Here is a 14,414-nt window from a genome sequence, read left to right on the forward strand (position 1 = left end):
CAGCGGCTCCGCAAGCCGCACAAGATTTCGCAGCAACCATCGACAAACCAAAGAAAAAGGCCGGGACGTTTCCGCCCCGGCCTTTTCGCGATCAGGCTTGGGCCTGCGTGATCAATACACGCGAGCCTTGGGCTTGATGTAGGTGGCATCGTCGGTCAGCGTGTATTCGTGGACCGGACGGTAATCGAGACGGATGTTGCCGCCCTTGCCGCCCCAGCCATCGAACCATGCGATCGTGTGCTTCATCCAGTTCGCATCGTCGCGGGTCGGGAAGTCCTCGTGCGCATGGGCACCGCGGCTTTCCTTGCGGTTGTGTGCGCTGCACATCGTCACGTTGGCCTGAGAGATCAGGTTGTCGAGTTCGAGCGTTTCGATGAGGTCCGAGTTCCAGATCAGCGAACGGTCGGAGACGGCAACGTCCTGCATCCGTTCGTAGGTCTTGGCAAGCTTCACCTTGCCTTCGGCCATCACTTCGTCGGTACGGAACACCGCCGCGTGCTGGCTCATCGCGCGCTGCATTTCGACGCGGATCTGCGAGGTCGGCGAACCGCCCTTGGCGTTGCGGAAGTGGTCGAGACGGGTAAGCGCGAGGTCGGCGCTGTCCTTGGGCAGCGAAGCGTGGGCAGCGCCCGGCTTCACGATTTCCTTGAGACGCAGACCGGTAGCGCGACCGAACACGACAAGGTCGATCAGCGAGTTCGAGCCGAGGCGATTTGCACCGTGGACCGACACGCAGGCTGCTTCACCAACCGCGAAGAGACCCGGAACGACCGTATCGGGGTTGCCGTCGGCGCCGAGCGTGACGACTTCGCCATGATAGTTCGTCGGGATACCGCCCATGTTGTAGTGGACGGTCGGCACGACCGGCAGCGGCTGACGGGTAAGGTCGACGCCCGCGAAGATCTTGCCGCTTTCGGTGATCCCGGGAAGACGTTCGGCCAGAACCTTCGAGTCGATGTGGTCGAGGTGAAGGTAGATGTGGTCCTTGTGCGGCCCCACGCCACGGCCTTCACGAATTTCCATCGCCATCGAACGCGACACGACGTCACGGCTGGCAAGGTCCTTCGCCGAAGGAGCATAACGCTCCATGAAGCGTTCGCCTTCCGAGTTGGTGAGATAGCCGCCTTCGCCGCGCGCACCTTCGGTGATGAGAACGCCCGCGCCGTAAATGCCGGTCGGGTGGAACTGCACGAATTCCATGTCCTGCAGCGGCAGACCCGCGCGCAGCACCATCCCGCCGCCGTCGCCGGTGCAGGTGTGAGCCGACGTCGCGGTGTAGTAGCAACGACCGTAACCGCCGGTCGCCAGCACAACGGCGTGCGAGCGGAAGCGGTGGATCGAACCGTCATCAAGGCACAGCGCGATCACGCCACGGCAAACGCCGTTTTCCATGATCAGGTCGATAGCGAAATATTCGATGAAGAAGTCCGCGTCGTACTTCAGCGACTGCTGATAGAGCGCGTGCAGCATGGCGTGACCGGTACGGTCAGCCGCGGCGCAAGTGCGCTGAACCGGCGGGCCGTCGCCCATGTTCTGCATGTGACCGCCGAACGGACGCTGATAGATGGTGCCGTCGGCGTTGCGGCTGAACGGAACACCGGCGTGTTCGAGTTCGTAGACCGCGGCCGGCGCTTCGCGCACCATGTATTCGATCGCGTCCTGGTCGCCCAGCCAGTCCGACCCCTTGACGGTGTCGTACATGTGCCAGGTCCAGTGGTCGGGCGTGTTGTTGCACAGCGAAGCGGCAATGCCGCCCTGTGCCGCAACAGTGTGCGAGCGAGTCGGGAACACCTTGGTGATGCACGCCGTGCGCAGACCGGCCTGAGCCGAACCCATGGTCGCGCGCAGGCCCGAACCACCAGCGCCGACGACCACGGTGTCATAGGTATGGTCGATGATCTTGTATGCGGCAGTCATGGCTCAGGCAGCTCCCAGCGCGATGCGGATGACCGAGACGACGCCGAAAGCGCCGGCGGCGAAGGGCACGATGTTGACCAGAAGCCACGCGGCAATCTTGCCGGCTTCTTCGTGCACATAGTCTTCCAGCATGACCTGGATGCCCAGGCGCGCATGATAGAAGGTGTTGATGAAGGTCAGGATCAGCGCGGTGGCGGGCACCGGCTTGGCCAGCCACGAGTGGACGGTCGCCCATTCGAAGTCAGGCAGCAGCGCGAGGCTGACGATCAGGTAGGGGATAAGGATGAGATTGCCCACCGCCGTCAGGCGAGTGAGAAGCCAGTGATGCGCACCCTGATGGCTGGAACCCAGCCCGCGCACCCGGCCGATGGAAGTACCGTTACCCATGTAACCCTCGTTCAAAGAGGCGGCCCCATGCTCCGGACGGCGGAGCGGACGAGGCCGGAAAAGCCGGTCGCGCGATCAGCGCGGCATCAGCACGAATGCCCAGAACAGGGCGGTGGCAAGGACGGAGAAGACCAGCGTCAGCACCGACCAACGCGCATTGGTGTGCAGTTCGTAGCCAACGCCGATGTCGAGCACGAGGTGCCGCAGGCCGCTGGCCATGTGCTGGAAAAACGCCCAGGTCAGCCCGACGAGGACGAGCTTTGCCAGGATCGCGGTCAGGGCGGCGAGAGGCGAACCGGCGCCGGTCCAGACGAAGCTGATGAAAGTCTGGTAGCTCTGTTCACCACCGGCGATCGCACCGACCCACCAGAGCAACAGGGCGAGGCCTGCAAAAGCAAGCCCGTTGCCGGTGACACGGTGCAGGATGGAAACCAGCATCGCCGGGCCCCAGCGCCAGATCTGGAGATGCGGCGAAATCGGCCTGTTGCTGTGTGCCTGCGCCATGGAAACTCCTCAAGCAAAAGGGTGTCGCGGGAATATCCCGCAACGCGGTTGCGATTCGTATTAGTGAAAATGCCGCAACGCGCAACCTGTGCAGGGGTGTAACATGCATAGGTATTAAGAGTCGGAGCCGATTTAGGCGGCCCGATCGCGCAAAACCGCCCCTGCCAAAGCCCGTTGCAGCCCCCGCCCACGCTGCCTAAAGCGCCCGGGAAACTGCCGAAAAGGCCAATGGAGCAAACCGAGTGTCCGGTAACACATCCCCCAAAGTCGCCGATACCGATGACCTCGCCGGTGCCGACGATGCCTGGAAAGTCACTTTCCACGGCCCACGTACGCTGATTCAGGCCGCCCTCGTCGCCCATGAGGACGCCTTCGACTGGGATCCCGAGATCGTGATCGCCGGAAGCGAGATTGCCGAAGACCGTCCCGAGGACTGGCAACTCGAAGCGTGGCTGTCGCGCAAGCCGCGAAAGAAGGATCTTTCGGCGCTCGCAGCCCTGTTCGACGGAAACGCGCCGGAAGCCAAAGTCGAACACCTGCCTCCGACCGACTGGGTCACGCTGAGCCAGGCGGGCGTGGAGCCCATCCGCGAAGGGCCGTTCCACGTCCATACCGCCGAATTTCCGCCGCTCGACGAACCGGGCGTTCGCGATTTCCTGATCCCCGCAAGCCAGGCATTCGGCACCGGCCAACATGCAACGACGGCCGGGTGCCTCGCGATGCTGGGAACGATGAAGCGGCGCGGAGTCGTGATCCGCAATCTCGCCGACATCGGCACCGGCACCGGCCTCCTTGCCTTTGCCGGCCTGCATCTCTGGCCGCGCGCGCGCGCGATCGCGAGCGACATCGATGCCGTCTGCGGCCCGGTCGTGGTCGAAAATGCGCGGGCAAACGACGTTTCGCTCGGTGACGGCCCAGGCAAGCTCGCCATGGTGATCGCCCCCGGGATGGATCATCCGCTCCTTGCGACGAGTGCGCCTTATGACCTTTTGATCGCCAATATTCTGGCAGGACCGCTGGTCGAACTGGCCCCGTCCTTTGCCGGAGCGGTCGCGCCGGGCGGACATATCCTGCTTGCCGGACTGCTCACGACGCAGGAACCGGCCGTGCGGGCCGCCTATGCGCGAGCAGGCATGCGCCTTGCCGCCCGGATGACCCGCGGCGACTGGTCGATCCTGTGGCTGCGGCGGCGACTGATGGGCCGGGTGCGCACGACCCGCGTCGGCCAATTGCCGGAATGGTCGCGCCGCTGGTGAAGCTGCGCTGCGGCGCGGGCCTTTTCGATCAGGCCCGCGTCCCGGCCATGGCAAGGCCGAATGCGACGAATACGCCGCCGGTCACGCGATTGAACAGGCGCCGCCGTTCCGGACGCTGCAACCAGCGGGCAAGGCTGCGCCCACCCAGCGCGTAAATGAAATACCACGAAAATTCGACCACCCCGAATGTCGCGACCATGACCGCGAACTGACCGCTCTTTGGCCGCGCGGGGTCGAGAAACAACGGAAGGAAGGCGGCTGCAAAGACAAGCGCCTTGGGATTGCTGATGCTGATCGTGAAAGCTGTGCGGAACAGCTGCCAGCGCGAGGGCGTGCTGGTTTCCGGGGCGATATCGACGGTCCCTTCCCCTTCCGCGACAGGGGACGTCCACGCCTTGTAGCCGAGCCAGACGAGATACCCCGCGCCAAGGATCTTCATGACCGAAAAGGCGCCGGGAATGGCAAGGAGCACTGCGGTAAGCCCCGCCGCTGACGCTGCCAGCAGGCACAGGACCGCCGTGAAGCAGCCGATCATTGCCATGATCGCCAGCGACACACCATGTTCGAGGCTACGCGTCATGACATGGAGCATGTTCGGCCCCGGCGAAGCGGAAATGAAGAAAACGGTGACGATGAACAGCCACCAGGTATGCAACGCCATCCGACCCTACCCCGCATTCCGGACGATTTCGGCCCATGCCGCCTCGTCGATCACTTCGATGCCGAGCGCTGCTGCCTGCTTGAGCTTCGACCCCGCGCCCGGGCCGGCAACAACCAGATCGGTCTTGGCCGATACCGATCCCGCCGCCCGTGCGCCGAGCGCCTCGGCCTGCGCCTTGGCCTCGTCCCGGCTCATCGTTTCGAGCTTGCCGGTGAAAACAACGGTCTTTCCCGCAACCACGCTTGCCCTCGTTTCGACAATATAGGGCGGCGGGCTGAGTTCTGAAAGCAGATCGTCCCAAACGGCGCGGTTGTGCGGTTCGTGAAAGAATTCACCCAAAGCCTCGACCACGACCGGGCCGACGCCGTCGATCCCGAGCAGTTCGGCCCGCGCGTCCTCGTCGCCTGCGTGAGCCCGTTCGGCAACGGCGCGCAAATCAGGCAACGTCACGAACCGTTTCATGAGGTCGCGCGCGGTCACTTGCCCGACATGGCGGATACCCAGCGCGAACAGCAGTCGCGCAGCATCGGGCGCCCGCCGCGCCTCGATCGCCATCAACAGGTTTTCCACAGACTTGTCCTTCCACCCTTCGCGCCCGAGGATGTCGGCGCGGCGGTTCTTGAGGCGGAAGATGTCGGCGGGGCTTTCGAGCCAGCCCAGAGCGAAGAATTCGACGATCGTTTTTTCGCCCAGTCCGTCGATGTCGAGCGCGGCGCGGCTGACGAAATGCTTGAGCCGCTCGGTACGCTGCGCCGGACAGATTAGCCCGCCGGTGCAGCGCACATCGACTTCCCCTTCCTCGGCGACGGCTTCGGATCCGCATTCGGGACAATGGTCGGGAAAGACATAAGCCTCGCGCGCTTCCTCGCGCGTCAGATTGTCGACGACCTGCGGAATGACATCGCCTGCACGCTGCAACACCACGCGATCGCCGACGCGAACGCCGAGCCGGGCGATTTCATCGCGATTGTGCAAAGTCACGTTGGTGACGGTGACGCCGCCTACCAGCACCGGGCGCAACCGCCCGACCGGGGTCAGCTTGCCGGTGCGGCCGACCTGAACATCAATCGCCTCGACCACCGTTTCGGCGCGTTCGGCGGGAAACTTGTGCGCCATGCCCCACCGCGGGGCCTTGGCGACGAAACCGAGCCGTTCCTGCCAGTCGAGGCGGTCGACCTTGTAGACGACTCCGTCGATGTCATAGGGAAGATCGGGTCTCTGGGCCTGAATGGCGCGATAGTGGGCGAGCATGTCCGCCGTCGTCGCACAGCGCACCAACAAGGGCGAGACCGGCACGCCCCACCCGGCAATCACTTGCATCACGTCGTACTGGGTCTGCGCCGGAAGGCCGCTGTGCGCTCCCCAGCCATGGGCCAGAAATCGCAAGGGACGACTGGCCGTGACGCTGGCATCCTTTTGCCGCAGCGACCCGGCCGCCGCATTGCGCGGATTGGCAAAGCGCTTTTCCCCCTTTTCCTCCTGCGCGACGTTGAGCGCGGCAAAGTCGGCCTTGGCCATGTAGACTTCGCCCCGGATCTCGAAGACCTCGGGCACATCGCCGGACAAGTGCTGGGGAATGTCGGGGATAAAGGCGACGTTGGCAGTGACGTCTTCGCCCACTTGCCCGTCACCGCGCGTCGCCGCGCGCACGAGGCGCCCGTGTTCATAACGCAGCGAACACGACAGCCCGTCGATCTTGTCCTCGGCTGTCATCGCCACTTCGGCCTCGGCGGGAAGCGCGAGGAAACGGCGCACGCGTGCGGCAAATTCCTCGACTTCCTCGTCGGTAAAGGCGTTGTCGAGGCTCATCATACGAACCTCGTGCGTGACTTTGGACAGCGGCGAGGCGGCAACGTCATGCCCGACCTTGCGACTGGGGCTGTCCGCACGGATCAAATGAGGGAACGCGGCCTCGATCTCGGCATTGCGGCGAACGAGCGCGTCGTATTCCGCGTCGGCAATCTCAGGCGTATCCAGCGTGTGATAAAGCCGGTCATGATACGCGATCTGCCGGGCAAGGCGCATCAGTTCGTTGGCGGCATCCGCCTCGGTCATGGCGTCGATCGTCACGCCTCAAGCCTTTCCAAAAATAGTAACGTACCGCTCGGCCCGCACCGTGAATCCCAATGCCTCGTAAAGCGCGATCGCTCCGGCATTGTCGGCATAGCTGTGCAGGAACGACGCCATGCCCCGTGCGCGATGACCTGCCATGACTTGCCGAATAAGCTTTGCCGCAAAACCCTGACCGCGAAAGGCAGGATCGGTGCACACACCGCTGACTTCGACGAAGCCGGGCGTCGGGCGCAACCGTTCCCCCGCCATGGCGACGAGACGCCCTTCCCGGCGGACACCGTAGAAAGAGCCGTACCGCCATGTCGAAGGTCCCCACGGGCCCGGTCGATTGGCAAGCGCAAGCGAGGTCATCTCGGGCACATCAGCCTCGCCGAGCAGAACCAGATCGTCGTCATCGGCGGCCCCGGCGGGGCCTTGTGCCACCATCTGCACGAGATGGGCCTCCTTGCGCACGGCAAGGCCGGGCGGCGGCGAGAGAATAGCCCCCTCGATCAGCCAGATTTCATCGTCCGCGTCCCAAAGCAGCCCTGCAAGCGCAGCCTCGTGTCCCGGTGCAGCTGCCGCAAACGGGCCATAAGCGGGATCGATCCGCAATGCGGGCAAGGTTCCTTGCGCAAGTGCGGATTGCGGGCCGTTGAGCGCCGACCACACCGGGCGGTCGAGCGGATGCATGTCTCCTGTCATGAACGCGCGCTTGCCCGATCAAGCCTGTTCGAGCAAGCGGTCCGCCTGAGCGCGGGCTTCGGGCGTGATTTCGGCGCCCGACAACATCCGGGCGATTTCCTCCTGCCGCCCCGCCGGATCGAGCAAAGTGACCGAAGTGCGAGTCACGATCCCCTCGCTCGACTTCGCGATCAGGAAATGCGTGTTGCCGCGCGCTGCCACCTGCGGGCTGTGCGTCACGGCCAGCAATTGCCCGCCATGGGCAAGCCGGGCGAGCCGTTCGCCGATCGCGCTGGCGACTGCGCCACCGACCCCCCGGTCGATTTCGTCGAAAATGACCGTCGCGGCGCCGCCTTCTTCCGCCAGCGCAACCTTGAGCGCGAGAATGAAGCGCGAGAGTTCGCCACCCGACGCGATCTTTCCGAGCGGGGCAAAGGGACTGCCGGGATTGGTAGCGATAAGGAATTCGACCGCATCAACGCCGCCAGGGCCCCAGCGGTCCTCGGGCAAGCGGACCACCGCCGTCCGGAAACGCGCCGCATCGAGTTTGAGCGGGGCGAGTTCCTGCGCCACCGCCGCGTCAAGCCGCCCAGCAGCTTCGGCACGTTCGACCGAAAGAGACTCGGCCTTGGCGCGATAGTCGAGGCCTGCTTCCTGCGCCGCGCGTTCGAGTGCGGCGATACGTCCTTCACCGTTTTCGATCGCGTCGAGCGCCTCGCGCATGTGGATGATCTTCACCGGCAGTTCGTCGACCGTGCAACCGTGCTTGCGCGCGGCCGCCCGCAAATCGAACAGCCGCGTCTCGATCCGGTCGAGGGCCAAAGGATCATGAGCCAAGGCATCGATCGCCGCCCCGATCCGATCCTCGGCCTCTCCGGCCTCGATCACGGCACGGTCGAGCGAGGCCAGCGCCTCGCCCAGCAAGGGGTGTTCCCCGGCGATGCGATCAAGCCGCCGCGCAGCGCTGCGCAGAATGGCGAGGGCCGAATCCGACCCTTCCCACAGGCTCTGCAAGGCCGAAAGATCGCCCGAAAGCCGCTCGCCCTTCTGCATGGCCGCGCGTTGTTCGGCGAGATCCTCTTCCTCGCCGATGACGGGCGCAAGCGCGGTCAATTCGGCAAGATGCGCGGTCAGCAATTCCTCGTCCGCGCGTGCAGCCTCGACCGCCGCACGGGCGGTTGCCAGTTCCTCTTCCGCCCGGGCCCAGCGGGTCCAGGCGGTCGCGACTTCGCCGACATCGGCATGGGCGTACCGATCGAGCAGGGCGCGATGGCCGCGCGCATTGACCAGACCGCGATCGTCATGCTGCCCGTGAAGCTCGACCAGATTACGTGAAATCTCGCGCAGCAAGGCAACGCCGACCGGCTGGTCGTTGATGAACGCGCGGCTGCCGCCGTCGGCACGCAGACGGCGCTTGATAAGAAGCGGCTCGCCCGGTTCGACATCCACTTCGGCCTCGTGCAAGGCCGCGCGAATGGGTTCGGGCAAGCGATCGAATTCGAACGTCGCCGTCACGCTCGCCTGATCGGCACCGGCACGGACCAATCCGGCATCGGCCCGATCGCCCAGAATGAGTCCAAGCGAATCCAGCAGGATCGACTTGCCCGCCCCGGTTTCCCCGGTCAGCACGCACAGGCCCGCGTGGAAGGGCAGATCGAGCGCCTCGATCAAAACGACATTGCGGATGGCTAGAGCGGTCAGCATTTCCGGTTCCCGAACCCTTTCGCCTTACCCTGCGTCATCGCCCGCGTCACCCTCTCTTCCCAAAGGGACAATTCCTGATCCTCCGTCGAAATGCCCCGAACCGGAGGCGCCCGGTTTGTTGCACCGACGTGACAGACTGCCATGGGAACGAAACGTGATTGTGACAATGATTCGAGGCAGTAACCACACTGCATAAAGGTCAGGCGATGGCAAATCGCGCGCTCATGAGGGCATCCCAGACTTCGTTGCCTCTCGTCACGGAATTGGCGGCCTCGATCCCGGCCTGGCTCGACGTTCCCGAACCGCGCGGGTTCCGCCCCAAGCGCAAGGTGCGCACGGTGTGGATTTCCGACATCCATCTCGGCACGCGCGGCTGCAACGCCCCGCTGTTGCTCGATTTCCTGTCATCGATCGAGTGCGAGACGCTCTATCTCGTCGGTGACATCGTCGATGGATGGCGCCTGTCGAAAGGCTGGTACTGGCCCGACGCGCACAACGAAGTGGTCCGCCGCGTGCTGAAAATGGCGCATCGGGGAACGCGGGTCGTGCTGATCGCGGGCAACCATGACGAAATGCTGCGCCCTTATGCGGGGATGAGCTTTGGCGGTGTCGAACTGGCGCTCGATGCCATCCACGTCACCGCCGACGGCCGCCGCCTTTACGTCACGCACGGGGACGGCTTCGACGGCGTGGTGCTCTATGCCCGCTGGCTCGCCTTTCTCGGCGACAAGGCCTACGAAGTGCTGCTCAAGACCAACCGCTGGGTCAACGTGATCCGCCGCCAGTTCAAGCTGCCTTACTGGTCGCTGTCCGCCTATATGAAAAAGCGGGTGAAGAACGCCGTTCAGTTCATCTGCGATTTCGAGGAAGCGGTGGCCCACGCAGCGCGCGACATGGGCGTCGACGGCGTTGTCTGCGGCCATATCCACTGCGCCGAAATCCGCCAGATCGGCAGCGTCACTTATTACAACGACGGCGACTGGGTCGAAAGCTGCACCGCGCTGGTCGAAGATGCGCTGGGCGAAATCTCGATCGTGGACTGGGCCGAGGAATGCGCCCGCCCGCAAGGCATCCGCGTGACCGAAACGATCGAGGACATCGCCGAGCCCCTTGCCCCGGCAAGCGAACCGAGCGCGCGCGCAAAGGAAAATGCATGAAGCTTGCCATCTGTACCGACGCCTGGGCTCCGCAAGTCAACGGCGTCGTGCGCACTCTCTCGACGACGGTCGAATGCCTGCAACGGCGCGGCCACGAAGTCATGCTGGTCACGCCCGCGCAGTTCTTCACGGTCGCCCTTCCCGGTTACAGCGAAATCCGTCTTGCCATGGCGCCCCGGTTCGGCACGCGCCGCACGCTTCACGATTTTGCCCCGGACATCGTCCATATCGCGACCGAAGGCCCGATCGGCTGGAGCGCGCGTGCGTGGTGCAAGGATCGCAAGATCCCGTTCACCAGCGCGTTTCACACCCGCTTTCCCGATTATGCCGCCGTGCGCACGGGCCTGTCCCCGTCGCATTTCTGGCCGTTGATGCGTCGTTTCCATGCGCCGAGCGAAGCCGTGCTCGTCTCGACGCAGACGCTGGCCGATGAACTTGCCGAACAGGGAATCGGGCATACCCGCATCTGGTCGCGCGGGATCGATGCGGACTTGTTCCGCCCCGATCATGCACCGCTTCCCAAGTGGGATTCGCTGCCACGCCCGATCATGCTCAATGTCGGTCGCGTCGCGGTCGAAAAGAACCTGACCGCCTTTCTCGACGCGGACGTTCCGGGAACCAAGGTGATCGTCGGCGACGGGCCGGATCTCGCCGGGTTGCGGGTAAAATATCCGCAAGCCGTCTTTGTCGGCGCGCTCGCGGGCGAGGAACTGGCGCGTGCCTATGCTTCGGCCGACGTCTTCGTCTTTCCGAGCCGGACCGATACTTTCGGGCTGGTCATGATCGAGGCATTGGCCTGCGGGCTGCCGGTGGCGGCCTATCCGGTTCCGGGTCCCCTCGACATCGTGGGGCAGAGCGGGCGCGGCCCCCTCGCCGATCTGCCGATGCAGGTGGGCGCACTCGATGAGGATCTCGGCACGGCAATCCGGCGCGCCTTGTGCTGCGATCGTCTCGGCGCTGCCGTTTACGGCGCCGGCTATTCCTGGGATCGTGCCACCGACCAGTTCGAGGCGGCCATCACCGAAGCGCTCGCCTGTCGCATGGAGCGGACGGCCATCGCCGCCTGATCTTGCCCGCCCCCCCCGGCCCGTGGTCATCCCAAACCGGCCGGGGGGCGGGAATTCCGGTCAGCTGGCGTGAATGCCCGGGGCCTTGCTGTTCATCAGCTTGAACGCGCGCTCGTACCACTCGTTGCCGGGATAGTTGTTGCCGAGAACAGCAGCTGCCTTCTGCGCTTCCTCGGGGATACCGAGCGAGAGGTAGCATTCAACCAGGCGGTAGAGCGCCTCGGGCGTGTGGCTGGTCTGCTGATACTTGTCGACGACGGCGCGGAAACGCATGGTCCCGGCAAGCCATTTGCCGCTGCGTTCATAGAAACGCCCGACTTCCATTTCCTTGCCCGCAAGGTGGTCGTTGACCAAGTCAAGCTTCACCTTGGCATCGGTCGCATAAGTGGTCGCAGGATAGCGACGGATCACTTCGTTCAGAGCCTGCAGCGCCTGCTGGGTATCCTTCTGGTCGCGGGTGACGTCGCTGATCCGCTCGTAATAGCACAAGGCGACGAGATAATAGGCGTAAGGCGCGTCCTTGTTCCCCGGATGGATCGACAGGAAACGCTGCGCCGCCTGGATCGACTTGGCATAGTCGCGGGCCATGTAATAGCTGAACGAGCTCATCAACTGCGCGCGACGAGCCCAGGGGGAATAAGGGTGCTGACGCTCGACTTCGTCGAACAGCGCCGCTGCTGCCTTGGCATCGCCCTGATCCAGACGCAGCTTTGCCGCCATGTAGAGCGTGTCCACGTCACGCGCGACGTATGCGACGTCCTTCTTTGTCTTGTTGCCGCCTGCACAACCGGCAAGGCCGATCGACAGCGTGGCAAGGGCAAGGAGCGGAAGGCGCAACGGATGGCGGCCAAGGGCTTGAAGCGTCATGCCGTCCGTATAACCAGCGACCTGCGCGCCGCCAAGCCACGTTCGCAGTCACAAGACCCGGAACGTCGCGAAAAGGTGCCGTCTTCGTCAGACGTGAGCGAGATCATCCATCTGATCGAAAGGCGGCTCGACCTGAATCGGATCGGCAAGCGTGATACGATCAAGAATGGCTGCCGTTTCATCGCGCAATTGCAGCATCAACCCGCGCAACCGGCATTCCTCCTCGGGCAGGCAATTCGCGCAGGTTTCATGCGCGTTGCGACTGGCGCAAGGAACCAACGCCAGACTGCCGCGACAAAGTCGGATGATGTCGCCATAGCGGATATCGACCGGTGGCAGCGCCAGTTCATAGCCGCCGTCCCGACCGCGCTGGGAAATGACGATGCCCTCGCGCGCCATTTCCGACAGGATTACGGTCAAAAACTTGCGCGGGATATTCTGCGCCTCGGCAATCGCATCAAGCCGCACGGATCCCTGCCCAAAGGCATCGGCCAGATGTTGAAGGGCTCGGATCGTATAACGCGTTTTCTGCGACAGCATGGCGCGAGAATGGCCGCTCCGCGATGATTGTCAACGTGAAGAGTCAGGTTTTCCCGCGTTTGCCTGAATGACCGCGACAATTTTTGCACGATAAGGGGCAATGCACGCCCCTTCCCCGTGGTCGTAGCGGAAAATCGCTCACTCCTGCGCCCATTTCCCCTTGTGGCGCGAAAAGAGACCGAAGGCGCCGATCACGACGTAGCACAGCGCCGGAATGATCAGTGCGAACTGAAGGCTGCCGGTCGTGTCGGCAAGACGCCCCGTCAAGGGCGGCAGAACCGCGCCGCCGACGATCGCGACGCACAGGATCCCGGACCCGTCGGCGGCGCGCTCATCCAGCCCTTCGCTCGCGAGGCTGAAGATCGTCGGGAACATGATCGAATTCATCAGTCCGATCGCAAGCAAGGTCACAGCCGCCAATTCGCCCGTGGTGTTCGCGGTCACCAGAATGAGCACGATCGCCCCGACCGCGTTGAACGCAAGAACCCTTGCCGGATCGATCATGCGCAGGATCGCGGAGCCCGCGAAACGGCCGACCAGAAGCCCACCCCAGTAAAACGGGATCATCTTGCCCGCGCTCTGTTCGTCGAGACCGAGAACATGCGCCTGCTTCATGTAGTTGACGATCAGCGAGCCGATCGAGACTTCGGCACCGACATAAAGAAAGATGCAGGCGACCCCGAAGGCAAAGCGCGGGCGGGCAAAGAGGTCGAGACTGCCCAGAATCGAGCCGCCCGAATGATGCTCTCCGCGAAGGCGATTGCGATTGGCAAAGACGATGCCTGCCGCCAGCGCGAGGACAAGGGCAAGGCCGAGATAAGCATGCTCGACCACTTGCGTTTCAGCGACCCGATAGGCGTCGAGCGCGGCCCCGGTCAGGCTCCCTGCATTCTTCTTTGCCAACGACCCAAGAATCAGCACCGAGCCGAAATAAGGAAAGATCACAGTTCCAGCAGAATTGAACGCTTGAGCAAAAGTCAGGCGGCTATGCGCCGTATGCGGCGACCCGAGGAGCGAGATCAGCGGGTTCGTAACCACCTGAACGATCGTCACGCCACTCGCGAGCACGAACAGGGCAAAGAGAAACAGGCCGAAAGTCGCGCTGTTCGATGCCGGAATGAAAAGCAGGCAGCCGACCATCATCGTCGCAAGCCCGAACGCTGCCCCACGCATATAGCCGATCCGCTTGACCAAGGCGGCTCCGGGAATGCCGATGATCGCATAGGCGGCAAAGAACGCCGTCTGCACCAGCATCGCCTGCATGTAATCGAGCGTGAAGAGGTCTTTCAGCTTGGGGATGACGACGTCGTTGAGCGACGTGATGCCCCCAAAGAGGAAGAACAAGCCCAGGACGAGCATGCGCAGTTCGGGCGCATCGATGTGATAGCCTTCGTCGGTCGATGCGGCGGCATCGGTGCTGCCGGGGGCAAGTGCCATGTTTTCCTCTCCTGACGCAGCGCCATAGTTCGGCGCCATCGTGGTTGGCGATTGCTAGGCCTCTCAAAGGCAGGAAGTCCAATCGCATACGTATGGCGCATCCCGAGCTTGTAAAAAAACCGCCCCAAAACGCAGAACGGCCGATGCGCTCAAGCGCACCGACCGTTCCAGATCACCAAAA

At 63.7% G+C, this 14,414-nt stretch carries 13 protein-coding genes; 3 read left to right on the plus strand and 10 right to left on the minus strand.

All coding sequences use genetic code 11. From position 1 onward, the window contains the following. Positions 1–111: 111 nt before the first annotated feature. The 3 genes from sdhA to sdhC all read right to left on the minus strand — a co-directional run bounded on the left by sdhA (position 112) and on the right by sdhC (position 2,808). Positions 112–1,917, minus strand: coding sequence for a succinate dehydrogenase flavoprotein subunit (gene sdhA, locus Y88_RS04680; protein WP_008066740.1), 1,806 nt, complete (start codon positions 1,915–1,917; stop codon positions 112–114). Between the two features lie 3 nt (positions 1,918–1,920). Next, a complete protein-coding gene (sdhD, locus tag Y88_RS04685) occupies positions 1,921–2,304 on the minus strand; it encodes a succinate dehydrogenase, hydrophobic membrane anchor protein (protein WP_018075360.1) in 384 nt (127 codons plus the stop codon). Between the two features lie 75 nt (positions 2,305–2,379). Then, positions 2,380–2,808 (minus strand): succinate dehydrogenase, cytochrome b556 subunit, encoded by a 429-nt coding sequence (gene sdhC / locus Y88_RS04690; RefSeq protein ID WP_018075359.1) that lies wholly within the window; start codon positions 2,806–2,808, stop codon positions 2,380–2,382. 242 nt (positions 2,809–3,050) lie between these two features. On the opposite strand from sdhC, the gene Y88_RS04695 reads away from it, so the two are divergent. After that, positions 3,051–4,064, plus strand: a complete 1,014-nt coding sequence (locus Y88_RS04695; protein ID WP_008066749.1) for a 50S ribosomal protein L11 methyltransferase — start codon at positions 3,051–3,053, stop codon at positions 4,062–4,064. A gap of 28 nt (positions 4,065–4,092) precedes the next feature. On the opposite strand, the gene Y88_RS04700 is transcribed toward Y88_RS04695, so the two are convergent. Genes Y88_RS04700 through recN form a run of 4 tightly spaced genes read right to left on the minus strand, consistent with a single transcriptional unit; the run spans position 4,093 to position 9,165 of the window. Continuing rightward, positions 4,093–4,725, minus strand: a complete 633-nt coding sequence (locus Y88_RS04700; protein ID WP_008066751.1) for a LysE family translocator — start codon at positions 4,723–4,725, stop codon at positions 4,093–4,095. Between the two features lie 6 nt (positions 4,726–4,731). Further along, complete coding sequence (gene ligA, locus Y88_RS04705) at positions 4,732–6,780, minus strand: NAD-dependent DNA ligase LigA (RefSeq protein WP_408637189.1); 2,049 nt, start codon at positions 6,778–6,780, stop codon at positions 4,732–4,734. 18 nt (positions 6,781–6,798) lie between these two features. After that, positions 6,799–7,470 (minus strand): GNAT family N-acetyltransferase, encoded by a 672-nt coding sequence (locus Y88_RS04710; RefSeq protein WP_008066756.1) that lies wholly within the window; start codon positions 7,468–7,470, stop codon positions 6,799–6,801. Between the two features lie 30 nt (positions 7,471–7,500). Then, positions 7,501–9,165: a DNA repair protein RecN gene (gene recN, locus Y88_RS04715; RefSeq protein WP_018075358.1), complete on the minus strand. Its 1,665-nt coding sequence runs from the start codon at positions 9,163–9,165 to the stop codon at positions 7,501–7,503. A gap of 224 nt (positions 9,166–9,389) precedes the next feature. On the opposite strand from recN, the gene Y88_RS04720 reads away from it, so the two are divergent. Further along, the gene (locus Y88_RS04720; RefSeq protein ID WP_050805614.1) at positions 9,390–10,322 is read left to right on the plus strand and encodes a UDP-2,3-diacylglucosamine diphosphatase; all 933 of its coding nucleotides are present in this window, start codon (positions 9,390–9,392) and stop codon (positions 10,320–10,322) included. Next, a complete protein-coding gene (locus Y88_RS04725; protein WP_008066759.1) occupies positions 10,319–11,389 on the plus strand; it encodes a glycosyltransferase family 4 protein in 1,071 nt (356 codons plus the stop codon). The genes Y88_RS04720 and Y88_RS04725 overlap by 4 nt, the downstream gene beginning before the upstream one ends. A 60-nt stretch (positions 11,390–11,449) precedes the next feature. Here the strand turns inward: Y88_RS04725 and Y88_RS04730 are convergent, their stop codons facing one another. The 3 genes from Y88_RS04730 to Y88_RS04740 form a co-directional block, all read right to left on the minus strand. Next, the gene (locus Y88_RS04730; RefSeq protein WP_008066760.1) at positions 11,450–12,256 is read right to left on the minus strand and encodes an outer membrane protein assembly factor BamD; all 807 of its coding nucleotides are present in this window, start codon (positions 12,254–12,256) and stop codon (positions 11,450–11,452) included. Positions 12,257–12,343: 87 nt separating this feature from the next. Further along, complete coding sequence (locus Y88_RS04735) at positions 12,344–12,796, minus strand: RrF2 family transcriptional regulator (RefSeq protein WP_008066761.1); 453 nt, start codon at positions 12,794–12,796, stop codon at positions 12,344–12,346. Between the two features lie 138 nt (positions 12,797–12,934). Further along, positions 12,935–14,233 carry a sugar MFS transporter gene (locus tag Y88_RS04740; RefSeq protein ID WP_026166804.1) on the minus strand — a complete coding sequence of 433 codons (1,299 nt, stop codon included), beginning with the start codon at positions 14,231–14,233 and terminating at the stop codon, positions 12,935–12,937. Between the last annotated feature and the right edge of the window lie 181 nt (positions 14,234–14,414).

Source organism: Novosphingobium nitrogenifigens DSM 19370, assembly GCF_000192575.1.
In the GTDB taxonomy this organism is placed as follows: Bacteria; Pseudomonadota; Alphaproteobacteria; order Sphingomonadales; family Sphingomonadaceae; genus Novosphingobium; species Novosphingobium nitrogenifigens.

Bases quoted from the DNA above. Each gene is read 5' to 3' on its own strand.
- sdhA (WP_008066740.1), bottom strand. From the start codon at position 1,917: ATGACTGCCGCATACAAGATCATCGACCATACCTATGACACCGTGGTC.
- sdhD (WP_018075360.1), bottom strand. From the start codon at position 2,304: ATGGGTAACGGTACTTCCATCGGCCGGGTGCGCGGGCTGGGTTCCAGC.
- sdhC (WP_018075359.1), bottom strand. From the start codon at position 2,808: ATGGCGCAGGCACACAGCAACAGGCCGATTTCGCCGCATCTCCAGATC.
- Y88_RS04700 (WP_008066751.1), bottom strand. From the start codon at position 4,725: ATGGCGTTGCATACCTGGTGGCTGTTCATCGTCACCGTTTTCTTCATT.
- ligA (WP_408637189.1), bottom strand. From the start codon at position 6,780: ATGACCGAGGCGGATGCCGCCAACGAACTGATGCGCCTTGCCCGGCAG.
- Y88_RS04710 (WP_008066756.1), bottom strand. From the start codon at position 7,470: ATGCATCCGCTCGACCGCCCGGTGTGGTCGGCGCTCAACGGCCCGCAA.
- recN (WP_018075358.1), bottom strand. From the start codon at position 9,165: ATGCTGACCGCTCTAGCCATCCGCAATGTCGTTTTGATCGAGGCGCTC.
- Y88_RS04720 (WP_050805614.1), top strand. From the start codon at position 9,390: ATGAGGGCATCCCAGACTTCGTTGCCTCTCGTCACGGAATTGGCGGCC.
- Y88_RS04725 (WP_008066759.1), top strand. From the start codon at position 10,319: ATGAAGCTTGCCATCTGTACCGACGCCTGGGCTCCGCAAGTCAACGGC.
- Y88_RS04730 (WP_008066760.1), bottom strand. From the start codon at position 12,256: ATGACGCTTCAAGCCCTTGGCCGCCATCCGTTGCGCCTTCCGCTCCTT.
- Y88_RS04735 (WP_008066761.1), bottom strand. From the start codon at position 12,796: ATGCTGTCGCAGAAAACGCGTTATACGATCCGAGCCCTTCAACATCTG.
- Y88_RS04740 (WP_026166804.1), bottom strand. From the start codon at position 14,233: ATGGCACTTGCCCCCGGCAGCACCGATGCCGCCGCATCGACCGACGAA.